This window comes from Mixta sp. (assembly GCF_024610815.1).
GTDB classification, from domain to species: Bacteria; Pseudomonadota; Gammaproteobacteria; order Enterobacterales; family Enterobacteriaceae; genus Mixta; species Mixta calida.
The window spans coordinates 39,442-56,527 of sequence record NZ_JANION010000148.1 but is presented as its reverse complement, the minus strand read 5'-3'; the positions used below and the strand labels follow the sequence as shown (position 1 = coordinate 56,527).

The window sequence follows — 17,086 nt, the reverse complement described above, 5'->3', positions numbered from 1 at the left end:
GGCGGCCGAAATGAATATCGAAGGCGAAGAGCAGCTGGAAGCGCTGCGTCGCCGTCTACGCGCCATGGAGCGCGACGGACAGCTGGTTTTTACCCGTCGCCAGTGCTACGTCCTGCCTGAACGTCTCGATTTGCTGCGCGGCAAGGTGATTGGCCACCGCGACGGCTACGGATTCCTGCGCGTTGAAGGACAGAAAGACGATTTCTACCTCTCCGCCGAGCAGATGAAATTCTGCATGCACGGCGACATTATTCTGGCTCAGCCGCAGGGCGCCGACCGTAAGGGACGCCGCGAGGCGCGCGTAGTGCGCGTGCTGGAGCCGCGCAACAGCCAGATCGTTGGCCGTTATTTCACCGAAGCCGGCGTCGGCTTTGTGGTGCCGGACGACAGTCGTCTGAGCTTCGATATTCTGATCCCGCCGGAAGAGATCATGAGTGCGCGTATGGGCTCCGTCGTGGTCGTCGAGCTGGTGCAGCGTTCAACGCGCCGCACCAAGGCGATCGGTAAGATTACCGAAGTGTTGGGCGACGATATGGGCACCGGCCTGGCGGTCGATATGGCGCTGCGTACCCATGAAATCCCACACGTCTGGCCAGCGGAAGTTGAATCTCAGGTCTCCACGCTGCGCGAAGAGGTGCCGGAAGAGGCGAAGCAGGGGCGCGTCGATTTGCGTCAGCTGCCGCTGGTCACCATCGATGGCGAAGATGCGCGCGACTTTGATGACGCCGTTTACTGCCAGAAAAAACGCGGCGGCGGCTGGCGCCTGTGGGTCGCCATCGCCGACGTCAGCTACTACGTGCGTCCCGGCACGCCGCTGGATAACGAAGCGCATAACCGCGGCACCTCGGTCTATTTCCCGTCGCAGGTGGTGCCGATGCTGCCTGAAGTGCTTTCCAACGGTCTCTGCTCGCTGAATCCGCAGGTCGATCGCCTCTGCATGGTGTGCGAAATGACCGTTTCGGCCAGCGGCAAGCTGACCGGCTATAAGCACTATGAAGCAGTGATGAACTCCCATGCGCGCCTGACCTACAATAAGGTGTGGGCGATTCTGCAGGGCAACCCGGAACTGCGCGAGCAATATGCGCCGCTGGTGAAGGATTTGGAAGAGCTGCACAGCATGTATCAGGTGCTGGAGAAAGCGCGTGAGCAGCGCGGCGGCATCTCGTTTGAAACCGAAGAAGCCAAATTCATCTTCAACGCTGAGCGCCGTATTGAGCGCGTAGAGCGTACGGTGCGTAACGATGCGCACAAGCTGATTGAAGAGTGTATGATTCTGGCGAACATCGCCTCGGCGCGCTTTGTTGAGAAGCATCAGGAGCCGGCGCTGTTCCGCGATCACGATCGTCCCAGCGACGACAGCATCAAAAGCTTCCGTTCCGTGCTGGCCGAGCTGGGCCTGTCGCTGCCGGGCGGCAATAAACCGCAGCCGTTGGATTATGCCGAGCTGCTGGAAACCATCGCCGATCGTCCCGATCACGAAATGCTGCAAACGATGCTGCTGCGTTCAATGAAGCAGGCGGTCTACGACCCGGAAAACCGTGGTCACTTTGGCCTGGCGCTGTCGTCCTATGCGCATTTTACCTCGCCGATCCGCCGCTATCCCGATCTGCTGCTGCATCGAGCGATCAAATATCTGCTGGCGCAGCAGGCGGGCACGCTGGAAGGCAACAGCACGCCGACCGGCGGTTTCCATTACGATATGCAGCAGATGCTGCAGCTGGGCCTGCACTGTTCAATGACCGAACGCCGCGCCGATGAAGCGACGCGCGACGTGGCGGACTGGCTGAAGTGCGACTTTATGCAGGATCAGGTCGGCAATACCTTTACCGGCATCATCGCCAGCGTTACCAGCTTCGGCTTCTTTGTGCGCCTGAACGATCTGTTTATCGACGGGCTGGTGCATGTCTCTACGCTGGACAACGACTACTACCGTTTCGACGCCGTCGGACAGCGTTTAATTGGCGAATCGGGCGGCCGCACCTATCGTCTTGGCGATACCGTTGAAGTGCGCGTGGAAGCGGTGCATATGGATGAGCGCAAAATCGATTTCGCCCTGATCTCCAGCCAGCGTCGTCCGCGCGGCGAAGGTAAAACCGAGCGTGAAAAGGCGAAAAAAGGCGGCGCCGGCGCCCATAACAAACGCCGTCGCGAGATGCGTAAAAACGCCAACTTCGAACCGAACGAAGCGTTCCGCGGCGAAGGAAAAAAAGCCGCTAAGCCGAAAAGCGAGAAAAAAGCGAAAAAACCTTCGGATAAAACCCGTAAAATCGCCGCCGCGACCAAAGCGAAGCGCGCAGCGAAGAAAAAAGAGGCATAGGCGGTAACACAGGCGAACCCTGTCGCGCCGCAGGCCAGAGGGCGGCAGGGCCGCCCGTAACCAGCATCGGATAAAACATGAGTGAAGTAATTTTCGGCATTCACGCCGTACAGGCGCTGTTAGAGCGCGACCCGCAACGTTTTCAGCAGGTCTGGATTTTGAAAGGCCGCGACGATCGTCGTTTACAGCCGCTGATCGCCGCGCTGGAAGCGCAGGGCATAGTTATTCAGGTCGCCACCCGCCAGTGGCTCGACAGCAAAGTTGAAGGCGCGGTGCATCAGGGTATCATCGCCCAGGTGAAGCCGGGCCGACACTATCAGGAAGGCGATCTGCCCGACCTGCTGGCCTCTATCGAATCGCCGCTGCTGCTGATTCTTGACGGGGTTACCGATCCCCATAACCTCGGCGCCTGTCTGCGCAGCGCCGATGCGGCGGGCGTGCACGCGGTGATCGTGCCGAAAGATCGCTCGGCGCAGCTTAACGCTACAGCGAAAAAGGTCGCCAGCGGCGCGGCGGAAAACGTACCGCTGATCCGCGTCACTAACCTGGCGCGCACTATGCGTCTGCTGCAGGAGTATCACGTCTGGATCGTCGGCACCGCCGGCGAAGCGACGCACGACCTGTGGGAGAGCAAAATGACCGGCCCGCTGGCGCTGGTGATGGGAGCGGAAGGCGAAGGGATGCGTCGTCTGACGCGCGAACACTGCGACGATCTGATTCGCCTGCCGATGGCGGGCAGCGTGTCGTCGCTGAACGTGTCCGTCGCGACCGGCATCTGTCTGTTTGAAGCGGTGCGTCAGCGTCGCGGCTAATTCTTCGGGGCGTGACCCACGCCCCGAAACGACACGCCATCACGGGCATCTTCCACGGGTTTCTGCATAATTAAACTACTGCAGGACAACCCCGGAAGCCCGGCCTGGCCTTAAGCGGGGTTTCCGTATGGAGATCCCGTTATGCCTTTCACCCATACCGTTTTCAATCAGCCTTTTCCCCTCAGCAACAGCAACCTGTTTCTTTCCGATACGCCCCTGCGTGAAGCCGTGACGCGCTATGGCGCCTCGTGGGATCTGGATTTGTTGGCCTCGGTCGGACAGCAGCTCGGCAGCAGCGAATCGCTGGAGTTGGGACGGCTGGCGAACGCCTTTCCGCCTGAGCTGCTGCGCTACGACGCACGCGGCGAACGGCTGGATGATTTGCGCTTTCACCCCGCCTGGCATCTGTTGATGCAGGGGCTGTGCGCTAATCGCGTGCATAATCTGCCCTGGCAGGCGGACGCCCGGCCCGGCGCTTTCGTCGCCCGCGCCGCGCGCTTTATGCTGCACGGCCAGGTGGAATCCGGCACGCTCTGCCCGATCACCATGACCTTCGGCGCGACGCCATTGTTGCAGGCGAGCCTGCCGCCGCTGTTCGCCGACTGGCTGCCGCCGCTGCTTTCCGATCGTTACGACGCGCATTTACAGCCTGCGCCGCAAAAACGCGGCCTGCTAATCGGCATGGGCATGACGGAAAAGCAGGGCGGCACTGACGTTCTCAGCAACACCACGCGCGCCGAACCCACCGGCGCGCGCGGCAGCGGGGAAGCGTATCGTCTTACCGGCCATAAATGGTTCTTTTCCGTGCCGCAAAGCGATGCGCATCTGGTGCTGGCGCAGGCGCCGGGCGGCATCAGCTGTTTCTTCCTGCCGCGTCTGCTGCCGGACGGCACGCGCAACGCCGTGCGTATTGAACGACTCAAGGAGAAGCTGGGCAACCGCAGCAACGCCAGCAGCGAGGTCGAATTTGACGGCGCGCTCGGTTGGCTGCTGGGCGAAGAAGGGGAAGGGGTGCGCCAGATTTTAAAAATGGGCGGCTATACCCGTTTTGACTGCGCGCTGGGCAGCCATAGCCTGATGCGCCGCGCCTTTTCTGTCGCGCTTTTCCATGTGCATCAGCGTCAGGTGATGGGGAAAGCGCTGGTCGATCAGCCGCTGATGCGCCAGCTGCTTTGCCAGCAGGCGTTGCAGCTGGAGGGACAGACGGCGCTGTTGATGCGTCTCGCCCACGCCTGGTCGCAGCCGGAGGATGAGCAGCAGCGCGCCTGGGCGCGGCTGTTTACCCCGGCGGCAAAATTCGGTATCTGCAAAGAGGGCGCGCCGTTTGTCGCGCAGGCGATGGAGATCGTCGGCGGCATCGGTTACTGCGAAGAGAGCGAACTGCCCCGGCTTTACCGTGAAGCGCCGGTCAACAGCATTTGGGAAGGCGCCGGCAACGTGATGTGTCTGGATGTGCTGCGCGTCTTCAGAAAACAGCCTGCGCTGCCGGAGATGTTGGCCGCGCAGTTTGAAGCGGTAAAAGGGTTGAACCGTCATTTCGATCGGCGCTGGCGACAGTTGCAGCTGCGTCTGCGTAAACCGCAGGAGGCGCAGGCGCGCGACATCACCGCACAGCTGCTGCTGCTGGCGACCGCCCAGCTATTGTTGACCGAGCGGGAGCCGCCGCTGGCGGACGCATGGTGCCGTCACTATCTTGATGTGCGCGGCCCTTCTTTGATTAACGAAACGGTCAGCGAGCGTTTACTGCTGCGCGCTACCGGCGGCTGAGGCCGCTGGGCCATAGAGCACCGCTGAGGCGTACCACAGGCCGGGCATGACGGTTTCGGTGAGCGCGACAATTTGATAGTAGGCGGCGCCGGCGGCGTTCGCTTTCCGGGCAATTTCGCGCTGGGCGTCGTCCGGCGAGCCGCGTGAAGTGCTGGTGATGCTGCCTAGCCGCGGCAAACCGATGCTCTGACCGCGATTGATCTCCTGCGCCTGTTGGGTTGGCGGCGGCGGCGCCTCAGGCGTTGGACGCAGCGCGCTACAGCCGCTGAGCGTCAGGGTTAACAGCAGAAAAAAAAGCGTGCGCATAAGGGTTCCTCACAGTGGGGATCGTTAAAGTGTATGCGATCCCCACTGATTCGTTAGCCTTTCAGCGTGAAAACGCTAACCAGCTCGGTAAGATGGTGTCCTTTCTTGCTCAGCTCATGGGCGGTATCTTCCGACTGCGCCACCAGTTCGGTGTTTTGATGCGTCGCCTGGCTAATCTGCGTCATGGCAATATTCACCTGGCCGATGCCGGCGGACTGCTCCTGCGATGCGATATTGATTTCGCCCATCAGCGCTTTGACCTGTTCAATGCGCGTGACGATGTTTTCCATGGCGCTGCGGGTCTGCTCAGAAAGCATATGTCCCTGGTTTACGCTGTTGAGAGAATTGGCGATCAGCGAATCGATCTCTTTCGCCGCCTGCGCGCTGCGGCTTGCCAGCGCACGCACTTCGGCAGCCACGACCGCGAAGCCTTTACCATGCTCACCGGCGCGCGCCGCCTCTACCGCCGCGTTCAGCGCCAGAATGTTGGTCTGGAAGGCGATCGATTCAATCACGTGGGTAATATCGGCGATGCTCTGAGAGGAGACTTTAATCGCCGACATGGTATTGACCGAGTGGGCGACCTTCTCATCGCCCTGCTGTACGGCGGTCGCCGCTTCCGCTACCAGCTGCAGCGCCTGCGAGACGTTTGCCGCATTCTGATCCACCGTCGCGCCGAGCTGTTCCATGCTGGCAGAGGTTTCCTCCACGCTGCTGGCCTGGCGGGTGATCTGCTCGCTGATATTTTCGCTGCTTATGGCGATGGCGTCAGTGCCCTGGCTAATTTCCTGCGCGGCGGTGCGCACCTGCGAAACAATACGCGCGAGGCCGTCGCCGATGCCGTTGATGGCGGCGATCAGCTGGCCGACTTCGTCATTGCGGCGCGTTTGCAGCGTCGCCTGTAGATTGCCGTCCGCATACTGTTCCGCCAGATGGATTACCTGTTGTAGCGGGGTGCTGACCCAGCGACGGGTAATCACTACGAAGCTCAACGCAAACAGAATCACCAGGCCCAGTCCGAGCAGCAGGAAGGTGTTGCGCGCGGACGTAATCGGCGCCAGCAGGCTGTCTTTATCCACGTCGCCGAGGATAATCCAGTTCCAGCCGGGCAGGCGCTGCCAGGCGACAATGCGCGATTCGCCATCCAATACGGTTTCCAGCGTGCCGCTCTGCTGCGAGGTGAGCTGCTGCATCACGTCCGGCGTCCAGCGCGCCGTTTTGCCTTCTTCATGCGGATGGAACAGCCATTTGCCGCGCGTCTGATCCGGCGCGCCGCTCATTACCATAAAACGGCCGGTATCGCTGAAGGATTTATCCAGCACCTTATCGCGCATCAGGGCGACCTGTTTGCCGATCTCCACGCCGACGAACAGAATGCCGACCACCGTGCCGCTGGCATCGGTGACCGGCTGGTATTGCGTGATATAGCGTTTGCCGAACAGTGCGGCCAGGCCGCGGTAAGCTTCGCCTTTGTTCACCAGTGCGAACGCCGGGCTCTGGCGATCGAGACGGGTGCCCATCGCGCGCGCGCCGTCTTCTTTACGCAGCGAGGTGGCGACGCGAATATAGTCGTCGCCGTCGCGCACAAAAATCGTGGCGATCGCGCCGGTGCGTGCAAGAAAATCATCCACTACCTCTTCATCAAGGTTCAGCGTTTTTAAGCCGGCGCGTAGCGTCGGCGTGGAAAAATCGCCGACCGTAATACGCGCGCTTTCGTCGCGGCTGAAGGTTTTCGGCAGGAAGCTCTGGAACAGGTTGGTGTAGTTAGCTACTTCTTCGCTGAGCGTTGCGTTAAACATGCCGGCCATATCGGCGATGCCCGCCACCTGGTTTTCCATATTTTCCAGCGTTAACGCCTGAAGTTGTTTGGCTGCGTTATTGCTTAAAGCGAGTGTGAGGATGAGAAAAAGCACGGCCACGCTCAAGGAGGTCATTATCGATAGCTTGACGCCCAAACTGGCGCGGCTAAGTGAAAGACACTTCATGAGTTATTACCCTTAGGATTGTATTATGGGATCTCGTTAAACGGCCGAAACTGGCCAAGTTTTACCCTACAAACCGCAGGGGAAAGGAAACTTTTTTCACAGCGTTCATAAAGATGACGGGTAACGGCTTATAATCAAAGGCTATTTTTTCAACAGCAACGGAAAAAGGGCGAAGCGAAATGAACCTGGAAAATGCAACAGCAGAAGTGATGATTGAGCTCACTACGGAGCCGCTCGGCGGGATTGAATGCCTGCACGCCGCGCCCGCCGGAGAGCGTGACCGCGCGCTGCCGACGGTGATATTTTGGCATGGTTATCTCTCTTCTAAAGAGGTGTACGCCTGGGCCGCCGTCGCGCTGGCGCAGGCCGGTTTTCGTGTGATTATGCCGGACGCCGATGGCCATGGTTCGCGCTACGACGGCGATGACGCCCGACGCCTGACCCGCTTTTGGGAGATTCTGCTCAGCAATATCGATGAAACGGCACAGATAGAAAATGCGCTGCGGGCGCGCGGCTGGATCAAAGCGGGGCATTTCGGCGTGGCGGGCGCCTCAATGGGCGGCATGACCGCGCTGGGCGCGATGGCGCGTTATCCGCAGATCGACCGCGTCGCCTCGTTGATGGGCTCCGGCTATTTCATGTCGCTGAGCCAGACGCTGTTTCCGCCTTTTCAGGCACAGACGCCGGAACAGCAGAAGGCGTTGAGCCAGCGCCTTGCGCCGCTGGCGGACTACGATCCCAGCCGTCAGCTCGCCAGGCTGGGGGATCGTCCGCTGCTGCTGTGGCATGGCGAAGCGGACGAGCTCGTGCCGACGGCGGAAACGTTGCGCCTGAAGGCGGCCCTGCGCGATGCGCAGTTCGATAATCAGCTTACCTGGCTCACCGAAGCCAACGTCGGCCATAAAATTACGCCGCTGGCGCTGCGGTCTCTGGTTGATTTCTTCCAGTCATCCCTTTGATTAATCACCCTGTTTCCAGCAGGCTGACGCCTTTCCCGGTCAGCCTCGCCGCTAAATGCATTTTTAATGTGAATCCCGCTTGAGTTTCCCCCCGTGGGCCAGTATGATTACGCGTCAATTTTTCAGCCGCATTAGCAGGCTGTGTCTCACAGCTGTTGAATGAGCCGCGCTGCAAAACCATGTTATCTGCGTTGTCAGGAAGTCCGTTTTCTGTCCTCACCGCCTTGCTAACACGCTTTTGTCGCCGCTTACGACAGCTGCGGGACACAGCCTATAACGTTCCTTGCTTCCATGGGCCGCGGCTGACCCTGACAGGAGGCTGAATAATCCGTAAGGAGCAAACTCGATGCGTCATTACGAAATCGTCTTTATGGTTCATCCTGACCAGAGCGAACAGGTTCCGGGCATGATCGAGCGCTACACTGGTGCCATCACTGGTGCAGAAGGCAAGATTCACCGTCTGGAAGACTGGGGCCGCCGTCAGCTGGCTTACCCGATCAACAAACTGCACAAAGCGCACTACGTTCTGATGAACGTTGAAGCGCCGCAGGAAGTCATCGATGAGCTGGAAACTAACTTCCGCTTCAACGACGCCGTTATCCGCAGCATGGTTATGCGTACCAAAAACGCCGTAACCGAAGCATCTCCGATGGTTAAAGCGAAAGACGAGCGCCGTGAGCGTCGTGAAGATTTCGCTAACGAAACCTCTGACGATGCAGATGCCGGGGATTCTGAAGAGTAATCGACCGTGACGGCGAACCGGCTGCGTTTGTCCGGCACTGTGTGCAGGACGCCGTTGCAAAAAGTAAGTCCGTCAGGGATTTCACACTGCCAGCTGGTGCTTGAGCATCGCTCGCAGCAGGAAGAGGCCGGATTCTTCCGGCAGGCCTGGTGTCGTATGCCCGTGATTATCAGCGGACAGGCGAATCAGGCGATTACTCAACATATAACGGTCGGCACGCAGGTAACCGTTGAAGGCTTTATTTGCAGCCACCAAGGGCGCAATGGCCTGAGTAAAATCGTGCTGCATGCCGAGCAGATTGAATTGATAGATTCTGGAGACTAGCCAAATGGCACGTTATTTCCGTCGTCGCAAGTTCTGCCGTTTCACCGCGGAAGGCGTTCAAGAGATCGACTACAAAGATATCGCTACGCTGAAAAACTACATCACTGAAAGCGGTAAGATTGTACCGAGCCGTATCACCGGTACTCGCGCTAAATACCAGCGTCAGCTGGCTCGTGCTATCAAGCGCGCGCGCTACCTGTCTTTGCTGCCGTACACTGATCGTCATCAGTAATCGGCCACTGTCCAATTATCGACTTTGAGAGGATAAGGTAATGCAAGTTATTCTGCTTGATAAAGTAGCAAACCTGGGCGGCCTGGGCGATCAGGTCAACGTTAAAGCGGGCTATGCTCGTAACTTCCTGGTTCCGCAGGGCAAAGCTGTGCCGGCAACCAAGAAAAACGTTGAGTTCTTTGAAACTCGCCGTGCCGAACTGGAAGCCAAACTGGCTGACGTTCTGGCTGCAGCCAACGCTCGCGCTGAGAAAATCAACGCGCTGGGCACCGTGACCATCGCTTCTAAAGCGGGTGACGAAGGCAAACTGTTCGGTTCTATCGGTACACGCGACATCGCTGACGCAGTAACTGCGGCTGGCGTTGAAGTGGCGAAAAGCGAAGTTCGCCTGCCGAACGGCGTTCTGCGCACCACCGGTGAGCACGAAGTGAGCTTCCAGGTTCACAGCGAAGTATTTGCTAAGCTGAACGTGAACATCGTTGCTGAGTAAGCAATTCAGTAATAAGAAAACGCCGGCCCTGAGCCGGCGTTTTTTTTGTATCGCTATCAGCGGTGAGATCGGTTGCGGCGGCGCGCAGGTCATTGCGCGCGCAGGAAAGTACCGTCGGTCTGACGGGTAAAGAGCACCGGCCCATTTTCACCTTCAACCGTTAATCCGGTCACTACGCCGTTTGCATCCTTACGAATTTTTACCTGCTGACCGCTATGCAAATTACTCAACGGTTTATCATCGCCCTCAACCCGCGCCATGGCGAAAACATCATTCACCTCCAGATTATTATCGCGAAACAACTGCGCCAGCGTCTGACCAGAGGCAATTTGATAACTTTGCCAGCGATCCTCATCTTTTTGCGGCGTCGCCGGTTGTGGAGCAGCAGGGGAATTATTATAAATCTCGGCCTGCAACGGCACCTCTTTGCTGCCGACCGTGTTCGTCGGGCGGGGAGCCGTATCGTGCAGAGAGGGCTCAGGCCAGAGAAAGGCCACCAGCATCACCAACAAAGCCAGAATAATGCCGCGGCGATGCGCTGGCGGCAGGGGACTCATCCAGCTGATGCGGTCCGGCAGATGCCAGATGCTTGTCAGCCGTGATCGGATGCCAGGATGGGATTCGTTATGCATTACATTTACCTCCAGCACCTCGGGCGCGTCGCAGTTACTTTCAACGATGAATTATGGGCAAAAAAGAGGCAAAGTGCCTGTCTGGATTACAAAAATTGCGATGGCGCTATTGTTTCCTTTTCGCTACGAAAAGTCATTGAGAGAATGCATATTTTACCGCCGCAGCGTGGGCTGATATGCTGCCCGCTCTTTTGATGCAATGATGAAAGGATAAATTATGACGACCCCTTCTTTTGACAGCCTTGAAGCTCAGGCCAGCTACGGTATCGGTTTGCAGGTAGGGCAGCAGCTGCTGGATTCCGGCCTGCAGGGATTACTGCCGGAAGCGATGCTGGCGGGCCTGCGCGATGCGCTGGAAGGGAATGCGCCTGCGGTGCCGGTTGACGTCGTACATCGTGCGCTGCGTGAAATCCACGAGCGTGCTGACGCCGTTCGCCGTGAGCGCCAGGAGACGATGGCGGCGGAAGGACAAACGTATTTGCAGGAAAACAGCCAGCGTGAAGGGGTGAACAGCACCGAGTCTGGCCTGCAGTTCCGCGTCATTCACCAGGGAACCGGACCGATTCCGTCTCGTCAGGATCATGTACGCGTTCACTATACCGGCAAACTGATCGACGGCACCGTATTCGACAGCTCCGTTGCGCGCGGCGAACCGGCGGAATTTCCGGTCAGCGGCGTGATCGCCGGCTGGATTGAAGCCCTGACGCTGATGCCGGTTGGCTCAAAATGGGAATTAACCATCCCGCACAACCTGGCCTACGGCGAGCGCGGCGCTGGCGCCTCTATCCCGCCGTTCAGCACGCTGGTGTTCGACGTTGAACTGCTGGATATCATTTAACGCTCGCGGTGTAAAAAGCCGGTCAATCACAGCAGCAGTAGCATAATAAAAAGCCAGCGTATGCTGGCTTTTTTCTTTAGGCCGTTCGCTAACAGAGAGCGCTATTTCTTATTCTGCAGGTCAAGGCGATAAATGGCGAAGCCGTTCTCATCCTGTTGCAGATAGCGCATGGGCCAGACGCCATAGCGTGCGATAAAGTCAGCGGCCTTTTCACTCGGCGAGGTTTCAAAGCGAATATCCAGCGGCACGTTGCTCTGCACAGGCGCCAGCCGCCAGTTGTTATCCGCCTGCGGACGCACCTCTCCCTGCGATCGGGTTTGCGCGCTAATCCAGGCTGAAACCACCGAGCGGTTTTCATCCGGCGAAGAAAACGCAATATATTTTTCGCCGGTGCCGGCGAACTTGCCGCCCCAGGCGCGGTAGTTATTGGTAGCGACCAGGAAGGTGTCTTTCTCATCAATCGGTCTGCCCTGCCAGGTCAGGTCTTTAATACGCGACGCCTGCGGGTTAATTAACTGGCATTCCTCATCGTAGCGCGCCGGCTGCGTCACATCGATCTGGTAGTTCACGCCGTCGATAACGTCGAAGTTATAGGTGCGATAGTTCCAGTTAAGCAGCGCCTGCGGCTGCCTCTGCTGCGGATCGATCTGATTAAACTGGCCTGCGGAGCACTCCAGCCACTCTTTAACCTGCGCGCCGTTAACCTTCATCACCACCAGCGTATTGGGATAGAGATAGAGATCGGCAGCGTTACGAAAGGTCAGATCGCCTTTTTCCACTTCGGTATAGCTGGCCGGATCGTTTTTGCGTCCGCCAGCTTTGAAGGGCGCGGCAGCAGAGAGCACCGGCAGCTCCGCCAGGTCGGGATCGCCCTGAATAAAATGTTCTACGTATGCGCGCTGCGCATTATTCACGACCTGTACCGTCGGATCGTCCTGCACCAGCGCCAGATAGCTGTACATCACGTCGGCGGATTTGCCGATGGGCCTGGCGACAAAATCGCGCGTGGCGTGATGCGCGTCGGCCAGCGCCTCGACCAGCGCCGCGTCCTCCTGCGCCAGCGATTTTTTCGCGGCTTTATCATAGATTGGCCGCGCCTCGGCGCGCGCCTGCGTCACCTGCCATTTGCCGCTGTCATTGCTGAGCGTGAGATCGACCACGCCAAGATGATCGCCCCACATGCCGGGCATCACCGCCGGTATGCCGTTCAGGGTGCCCTGTTTGATATCCGCGCCGGGAATGGCCGCGAAGTCGTCGCTGGGGAAGACCGCATGCGCATGGCCAAACATAATGGCGTCAATGCCGGGCACCTGGCTAAGATACCAGACGGAGTTCTCCGCCAGCGCGTGATAAGGCTCGCTGGAGAGGCCGGAGTGAGCGATGGCGACCACGACGTCGGCGCCCTGTTTACGCATTTCCGGCACCCAGCGACGCGCCGTTTCGGTAATATCCTCCACCGTGACTTTGCCCGCCAGGTTCGCTTTGTCCCACACCATGATTTGCGGCGGCACAAAACCGATATAGCCCACCTTTAGCGTATGGGTTTTGCCGTCCCGTCCGGTTACCTGCTCGGGCTTGATAATCCACGGCGTAAAGCGCGGTTTGCCGGTGGCAACATCGATAATATTGGCATTAATATAGGGGAAGTGCGCGCCCGCCAGCGCCTTTTGCAGGTAGTCGAGGCCGTAATTAAATTCATGGTTGCCGAGATTGCCGACGCTGTAGTTCAACCGGTTCATCGCCTGCCAGACCGGATGCGTCTCTCCCGTATTGAGTCCTTTCGCCGCCATATAGTCGCCCAACGGGCTGCCCTGAATCACGTCGCCGTTATCAACCAGCACGCTGTTTTTCACTTCCGCGCGGGCGGCGGCAATCAGCGTGGCGGTGCGCACCAGGCCGAACTTGTCGGTGGGCTTATCTTTGTAGTAATCGAAATCCATCATATTACTGTGCAGATCGGTCGTTTCCATGATGCGCAGATCTACCGTCGCGGCGGAAACCGCCATCGAAACAGCCGACAGAGCCAGTAGCGTTATGCCTTTAATCATTTTTCCTCCTGAAAATAGTCCGTTAACATTCTCAAAATAATCGGCAAACGTGACGTTTCTTCGTATAAATGTGTGACGGCGAACAGATAAATAATCCCTCAGGCCGCCATCATCAGACGCTAAAAAGCGCCGTCGCCGCAAGAGTAATGACAGCGGCGCGTTAAGTATGCTATTGATAAATAAATAATCTGTGGACAGGGCAGGCTGATGAGCGCGGCAAAGGGCGATCAAGCGTCAGATGCTATGCTTAAAGAGTATGATCCTACGCAGTAAGCCTGGCGCTGGCGCAGGGCTTATCCTGATCATCAATAAAGAGGTGGAAAATGTTAGAGCAAATTTGCCAACTGGCGCGCGAAGCGGGCGACGCCATTATGAAGGTCTACAATGGCGAGGCTCCGCTCGACGTTTCTCACAAATCTGACGATTCGCCAGTGACCGCCGCCGATATGGCGGCGCACAACGTTATTATGCGCGGCCTGCAACAACTGACGCCGGAAACGCCGCTGCTCTCAGAAGAAGATCCGCAGAGCTGGGAAGTGCGTCAGCACTGGCAGCGCTACTGGTTAGTCGATCCGCTGGACGGCACCAAAGAATTTATTAAGCGCAACGGGGAGTTCACCGTCAATATTGCCCTGATTGAACAGGGTAAGCCGGTGATGGGCGTGGTCTATGCGCCGGTATTGGGGGTGATGTATTCGGCGGCTGATGGAAAGGCATGGAAAGAAGAGGCAGGGCAGAAAACGCAGATTAAGATCCGTGACGCCCGGCCGCCGCTGGTGGTGGTCAGCCGCTCCCACCGCGACGGGGACGAGCTGGAAGAGTATCTGAAGCAGCTGGGAGAGCATCAAACTATCTCTATCGGCTCCTCTCTGAAGTTCTGCCTGGTGGCGGAAGGCAAAGCGCAGCTCTATCCGCGCTTTGGGCCGACCAATATCTGGGATACCGGCGCGGGACATGCGGTGGCGATCGCCGCCGGCGCGCACGTCCACGACTGGAAAGGGCGCCCGCTGGACTACGCGCCGCGCGAATCTTTCCTTAACCCAGGCTTTCGCGTCTCCATCTTCTGAACTAGTTAAGCAGCTGGTGCAACAGGGCGATCACCTGTTGCACCTCCTCCTGCGTCAGCGCGCCATCTTTGACAAAGCGCACCCGTCCATCCTTATCCAGCACCACCACCGCAGAGCCGCCTTTCTCCAGCTGCCAGGCGCGTTTGGCGACGCCGTCGCTGTCGACGATAAACTGCGACCACGGATACTGCTTTTTATTGTTCTCAATACTGCTGCGCACGAACATACCGGTTCCGGGAATGGCGTCGTCCGTATTGATAATGGTGGTGGTCTGGTAGCGATCGTGCGGCAGCTTCGCCTGCTTGATCGCTTCGATCAGCGCTGCGTTTTTCTCTTTCGCCGATGAGCGTCCGGCGATGTGCTGCAAGACCCGCACCTTGCCGATGAGCTGGGCGCTGTTCCAGGCGCGATAGCTGAACGAATCCTGTTGATAGTTAAGTTCTCCTTTATCACTGATGCCTACCGGCGCAACGCGTTGGCCGTTAACAAAATCGTGGGCGCCGCCGGTTACAGGCAACAACAGGCTCAATACAAGGGCAAACGAGACGCGAGTCATTATTTTTTCCTTTCAGCAGGTGATCGGACCACTTGGTCATGTTTCTGAAATAATAAGCAGCCATGATGCTGCTGTCTCGCCGGCCTGCCAGCTTTGCGGCGGACTGCACAAATTGCTGTCGGCAGAGCGTTTATACTGCGTTAAAAGGCAGTGATAACAGAGTCTCCTGTAATGATGTGTCAGTTCAGTAAAAAACTTTAATTTTAGGAACACAGGAAACGGATGATGTTCTATAGTTTATCGGCATTTGACGCTTCATGGGCGCGTACCGATTTTGGCAACGGCGAAGCGTATTAATTTTTCAGGAGTTGAAAGTAAGATGAAGATTTTTCAGCGTTATAATCCTTTCCAGATCGCTAAATACGTTAAAACATTGTTTAAAGGAAGGATTTATATCAAGGATGTGGGCGCGTTCGAGTTTGATAAAGGCAAGATTCTCGTACCGCGCGTAAAGGATAAGCAGCACTATAGCGTGATGTCGGAAGTGAACCGTCAGGTGCTTCGACTGCAGGCTGAGTATCAGTGATGATACCGGGGCGCGGCAATCGCGCCCTGATGCTGTAAGGCGGTCCGAAAACGTCTGACCGCCTCCCCGCTAAGCTTTCTCTGTTACTCTTCCGTTTCTTTACTGATTGTCAGGGTTGCCGGACGCTCATCAATACGCGTCACCAGCAGCTGATCGATACGGTAGCTGTCAATATCCACCACTTCGAACTTATAGCCGGCGAACTTGACGAAATCGGTGCGTTTCGGGATTTTACGCAGCATATACATCATAAAGCCGCCGATGGTTTCATAGTTGCCCGACTGCGGAAACTCATTGATATCCAGTACGCGCATGACATCGTCAATCGGCGTGCCGCCTTCAACCAGCCATGAGTTCTCGTCGCGTGCGACAATCTGTTCTTCCAGCCCCTGGCCGACCAGATCGCCCATCAACGTGGTCATCACGTCGTTAAGGGTAATGATGCCCACCACCAGCGCATACTCGTTCATGATCACGGCGAAATCTTCGCCAGCGGTTTTGAAGCTTTCCAGCGCCTCAGAAAGCGTCAGGGTATCAGGCACGATCAGCGCGGAGCGAATCTGCACGCCGCTGTTCAGGGCCATACTCTGATTGCCCAGCACGCGCAGCAGCAACTCTTTGGAATCGACATAGCCGACGATATGGTCGATATCGCCGTTGCAGACCAGAAATTTTGAATGCGGATGAAGGGCGATTTTCGTCTTCAGGCTGTTTTCATCTTCATGCAGATCGAACCAGATGACATTTTCACGCGAGGTCATGGAAGAGGGAACGGTGCGCGATTCCAGTTCAAACACGTTCTCGATCAGCTCATGTTCCTGCTTGCGCAACACCCCGGCCAGCGCGCCCGCTTCCACCACCGCATAAATATCATCGGAGGTGATATCGTCTTTACGCACCATCGGGATTTTAAACAGGCGGAAAATCATGTTGGCCATGCCGTTGAAAAACCACACCATCGGGCGGAACAGCAGCAGACAGAAACGCATCGGATTGATAATGCGCAGCGCGATCGCTTCCGGCGCAATCATCCCGATTCGTTTGGGCGTCAGGTCGGCGAACAGAATAAACAGGCTGGTCACCAGGGTAAACGAGCAGATAAAGCTCAGCTGATCGGCCAGCTCCGCAGAAACCAGCCCATCGAACAGGTTGCGAAACGACGGGGAGAAAGCGGAGTCGCCGACGATACCGCCGAGGATGGCGACGGCGTTCAGGCCGATTTGCACGACGGTAAAGAACATGCCCGGCGTTTCCTGCATTTTCAGCACGCGCTGCGCGTTGATATTGCCTTCATCGGCCAGCAGTTTGAGTTTGATTTTACGCGCGGCCGCCAGCGATATTTCCGAAAGTGAAAAAAAGGCGCTGACCGCAATCAACACGAGTATGACAAGCAAGCTATCTAACATATAGAGTCCATTGGTTTTTGATACTTGTCATTTTTGGCCTGGGCAGCGCGCGAAGCGGTATCGCCGGACCTTACGGTTA

Annotated in this window: 17 protein-coding genes; 11 read left to right on the top strand and 6 right to left on the bottom strand. The window is 57.5% G+C overall.

Going from position 1 to position 17,086, the window contains the following annotated elements:
* From rnr to MYY08_RS11120, 3 genes are all read left to right on the top strand, one after another.
* On the top strand, nucleotides 1-2,317 hold a 2,317-nt coding region (rnr, locus tag MYY08_RS11130; protein WP_288014177.1), incomplete at its 5' end, for a ribonuclease R.
* 77 nt (nucleotides 2,318-2,394) lie between these two features.
* The gene (gene rlmB / locus MYY08_RS11125; RefSeq protein WP_038623900.1) at nucleotides 2,395-3,129 is read left to right on the top strand and encodes a 23S rRNA (guanosine(2251)-2'-O)-methyltransferase RlmB; all 735 of its coding nucleotides are present in this window, start codon (nucleotides 2,395-2,397) and stop codon (nucleotides 3,127-3,129) included.
* Between the two features lie 141 nt (nucleotides 3,130-3,270).
* Nucleotides 3,271-4,896: an isovaleryl-CoA dehydrogenase gene (locus tag MYY08_RS11120; RefSeq protein ID WP_288014175.1), complete on the top strand. Its 1,626-nt coding sequence runs from the start codon at nucleotides 3,271-3,273 to the stop codon at nucleotides 4,894-4,896.
* On the opposite strand, the gene bsmA is transcribed toward MYY08_RS11120, so the two are convergent.
* Together bsmA and MYY08_RS11110 are read right to left on the bottom strand one after the other, a co-directional pair.
* The gene (bsmA, locus tag MYY08_RS11115) at nucleotides 4,870-5,202 is read right to left on the bottom strand and encodes a biofilm peroxide resistance protein BsmA (RefSeq protein WP_038623904.1); all 333 of its coding nucleotides are present in this window, start codon (nucleotides 5,200-5,202) and stop codon (nucleotides 4,870-4,872) included. The genes MYY08_RS11120 and bsmA overlap by 27 nt on opposite strands.
* A gap of 53 nt (nucleotides 5,203-5,255) precedes the next feature.
* Nucleotides 5,256-7,187, bottom strand: coding sequence for a methyl-accepting chemotaxis protein (locus MYY08_RS11110; protein WP_288014173.1), 1,932 nt, complete (start codon nucleotides 7,185-7,187; stop codon nucleotides 5,256-5,258).
* Nucleotides 7,188-7,396: 209 nt separating this feature from the next.
* On the opposite strand from MYY08_RS11110, the gene yjfP reads away from it, so the two are divergent.
* The 5 genes from yjfP (at nucleotide 7,397) to rplI (ending at nucleotide 9,934) form a co-directional block, all read left to right on the top strand.
* Nucleotides 7,397-8,146, top strand: a complete 750-nt coding sequence (gene yjfP / locus MYY08_RS11105; protein ID WP_288014182.1) for an esterase — start codon at nucleotides 7,397-7,399, stop codon at nucleotides 8,144-8,146.
* 346 nt (nucleotides 8,147-8,492) lie between these two features.
* Nucleotides 8,493-8,888, top strand: a complete 396-nt coding sequence (rpsF, locus tag MYY08_RS11100) for a 30S ribosomal protein S6 (protein WP_038623908.1) — start codon at nucleotides 8,493-8,495, stop codon at nucleotides 8,886-8,888.
* 6 nt (nucleotides 8,889-8,894) lie between these two features.
* A complete protein-coding gene (gene priB / locus MYY08_RS11095) occupies nucleotides 8,895-9,212 on the top strand; it encodes a primosomal replication protein N (RefSeq protein WP_288014172.1) in 318 nt (105 codons plus the stop codon).
* A gap of 4 nt (nucleotides 9,213-9,216) precedes the next feature.
* Complete coding sequence (rpsR, locus tag MYY08_RS11090) at nucleotides 9,217-9,444, top strand: 30S ribosomal protein S18 (protein ID WP_000135199.1); 228 nt, start codon at nucleotides 9,217-9,219, stop codon at nucleotides 9,442-9,444.
* Between the two features lie 40 nt (nucleotides 9,445-9,484).
* Nucleotides 9,485-9,934, top strand: coding sequence for a 50S ribosomal protein L9 (rplI, locus tag MYY08_RS11085; protein WP_038623917.1), 450 nt, complete (start codon nucleotides 9,485-9,487; stop codon nucleotides 9,932-9,934).
* Nucleotides 9,935-10,023: 89 nt separating this feature from the next.
* Here rplI and MYY08_RS11080 read toward each other — a convergent pair whose 3' ends face one another.
* Nucleotides 10,024-10,566: an OapA family protein gene (locus MYY08_RS11080; protein ID WP_288014154.1), complete on the bottom strand. Its 543-nt coding sequence runs from the start codon at nucleotides 10,564-10,566 to the stop codon at nucleotides 10,024-10,026.
* A gap of 217 nt (nucleotides 10,567-10,783) precedes the next feature.
* On the opposite strand from MYY08_RS11080, the gene bamJ reads away from it, so the two are divergent.
* Complete coding sequence (bamJ, locus tag MYY08_RS11075; RefSeq protein ID WP_038623926.1) at nucleotides 10,784-11,404, top strand: BamJ family beta-barrel-assembly machinery protein; 621 nt, start codon at nucleotides 10,784-10,786, stop codon at nucleotides 11,402-11,404.
* Between the two features lie 101 nt (nucleotides 11,405-11,505).
* On the opposite strand, the gene MYY08_RS11070 is transcribed toward bamJ, so the two are convergent.
* Entirely contained in the window at nucleotides 11,506-13,452 is a 1,947-nt protein-coding gene (locus MYY08_RS11070; protein ID WP_288014151.1) for a bifunctional 2',3'-cyclic-nucleotide 2'-phosphodiesterase/3'-nucleotidase, read from the bottom strand.
* A gap of 323 nt (nucleotides 13,453-13,775) precedes the next feature.
* Here MYY08_RS11070 and cysQ point away from each other — a divergent pair, with 323 nt between their 5' ends.
* Entirely contained in the window at nucleotides 13,776-14,519 is a 744-nt protein-coding gene (gene cysQ, locus MYY08_RS11065; RefSeq protein ID WP_038623930.1) for a 3'(2'),5'-bisphosphate nucleotidase CysQ, read from the top strand.
* A gap of 1 nt (nucleotide 14,520) precedes the next feature.
* On the opposite strand, the gene MYY08_RS11060 is transcribed toward cysQ, so the two are convergent.
* Nucleotides 14,521-15,075 (bottom strand): YtfJ family protein, encoded by a 555-nt coding sequence (locus MYY08_RS11060; protein WP_288014149.1) that lies wholly within the window; start codon nucleotides 15,073-15,075, stop codon nucleotides 14,521-14,523.
* 319 nt (nucleotides 15,076-15,394) lie between these two features.
* On the opposite strand from MYY08_RS11060, the gene MYY08_RS11055 reads away from it, so the two are divergent.
* Nucleotides 15,395-15,601 (top strand): DUF1107 domain-containing protein, encoded by a 207-nt coding sequence (locus MYY08_RS11055; protein WP_038623933.1) that lies wholly within the window; start codon nucleotides 15,395-15,397, stop codon nucleotides 15,599-15,601.
* Between the two features lie 83 nt (nucleotides 15,602-15,684).
* On the opposite strand, the gene paeA is transcribed toward MYY08_RS11055, so the two are convergent.
* Nucleotides 15,685-17,007: a polyamine export protein PaeA gene (paeA, locus tag MYY08_RS11050; protein WP_038623935.1), complete on the bottom strand. Its 1,323-nt coding sequence runs from the start codon at nucleotides 17,005-17,007 to the stop codon at nucleotides 15,685-15,687.
* Nucleotides 17,008-17,086: the final 79 nt, after the last annotated feature.

What these genes read in the sequence shown, in the direction of transcription:
- yjfP (WP_288014182.1), top strand. Translation starts at nt 7,397, where the DNA reads ATGATTGAGCTCACTACGGAGCCGCTCGGCGGGATTGAATGCCTGCAC.
- MYY08_RS11070 (WP_288014151.1), bottom strand. Translation starts at nt 13,452, where the DNA reads ATGATTAAAGGCATAACGCTACTGGCTCTGTCGGCTGTTTCGATGGCG.
- MYY08_RS11080 (WP_288014154.1), bottom strand. Translation starts at nt 10,566, where the DNA reads ATGCATAACGAATCCCATCCTGGCATCCGATCACGGCTGACAAGCATC.
- rpsR (WP_000135199.1), top strand. Translation starts at nt 9,217, where the DNA reads ATGGCACGTTATTTCCGTCGTCGCAAGTTCTGCCGTTTCACCGCGGAA.
- bamJ (WP_038623926.1), top strand. Translation starts at nt 10,784, where the DNA reads ATGACGACCCCTTCTTTTGACAGCCTTGAAGCTCAGGCCAGCTACGGT.
- MYY08_RS11060 (WP_288014149.1), bottom strand. Translation starts at nt 15,075, where the DNA reads ATGACTCGCGTCTCGTTTGCCCTTGTATTGAGCCTGTTGTTGCCTGTA.
- MYY08_RS11120 (WP_288014175.1), top strand. Translation starts at nt 3,271, where the DNA reads ATGCCTTTCACCCATACCGTTTTCAATCAGCCTTTTCCCCTCAGCAAC.
- paeA (WP_038623935.1), bottom strand. Translation starts at nt 17,007, where the DNA reads ATGTTAGATAGCTTGCTTGTCATACTCGTGTTGATTGCGGTCAGCGCC.
- bsmA (WP_038623904.1), bottom strand. Translation starts at nt 5,202, where the DNA reads ATGCGCACGCTTTTTTTTCTGCTGTTAACCCTGACGCTCAGCGGCTGT.
- rplI (WP_038623917.1), top strand. Translation starts at nt 9,485, where the DNA reads ATGCAAGTTATTCTGCTTGATAAAGTAGCAAACCTGGGCGGCCTGGGC.
- MYY08_RS11110 (WP_288014173.1), bottom strand. Translation starts at nt 7,187, where the DNA reads ATGAAGTGTCTTTCACTTAGCCGCGCCAGTTTGGGCGTCAAGCTATCG.
- cysQ (WP_038623930.1), top strand. Translation starts at nt 13,776, where the DNA reads ATGTTAGAGCAAATTTGCCAACTGGCGCGCGAAGCGGGCGACGCCATT.
- rpsF (WP_038623908.1), top strand. Translation starts at nt 8,493, where the DNA reads ATGCGTCATTACGAAATCGTCTTTATGGTTCATCCTGACCAGAGCGAA.
- rlmB (WP_038623900.1), top strand. Translation starts at nt 2,395, where the DNA reads ATGAGTGAAGTAATTTTCGGCATTCACGCCGTACAGGCGCTGTTAGAG.
- MYY08_RS11055 (WP_038623933.1), top strand. Translation starts at nt 15,395, where the DNA reads ATGAAGATTTTTCAGCGTTATAATCCTTTCCAGATCGCTAAATACGTT.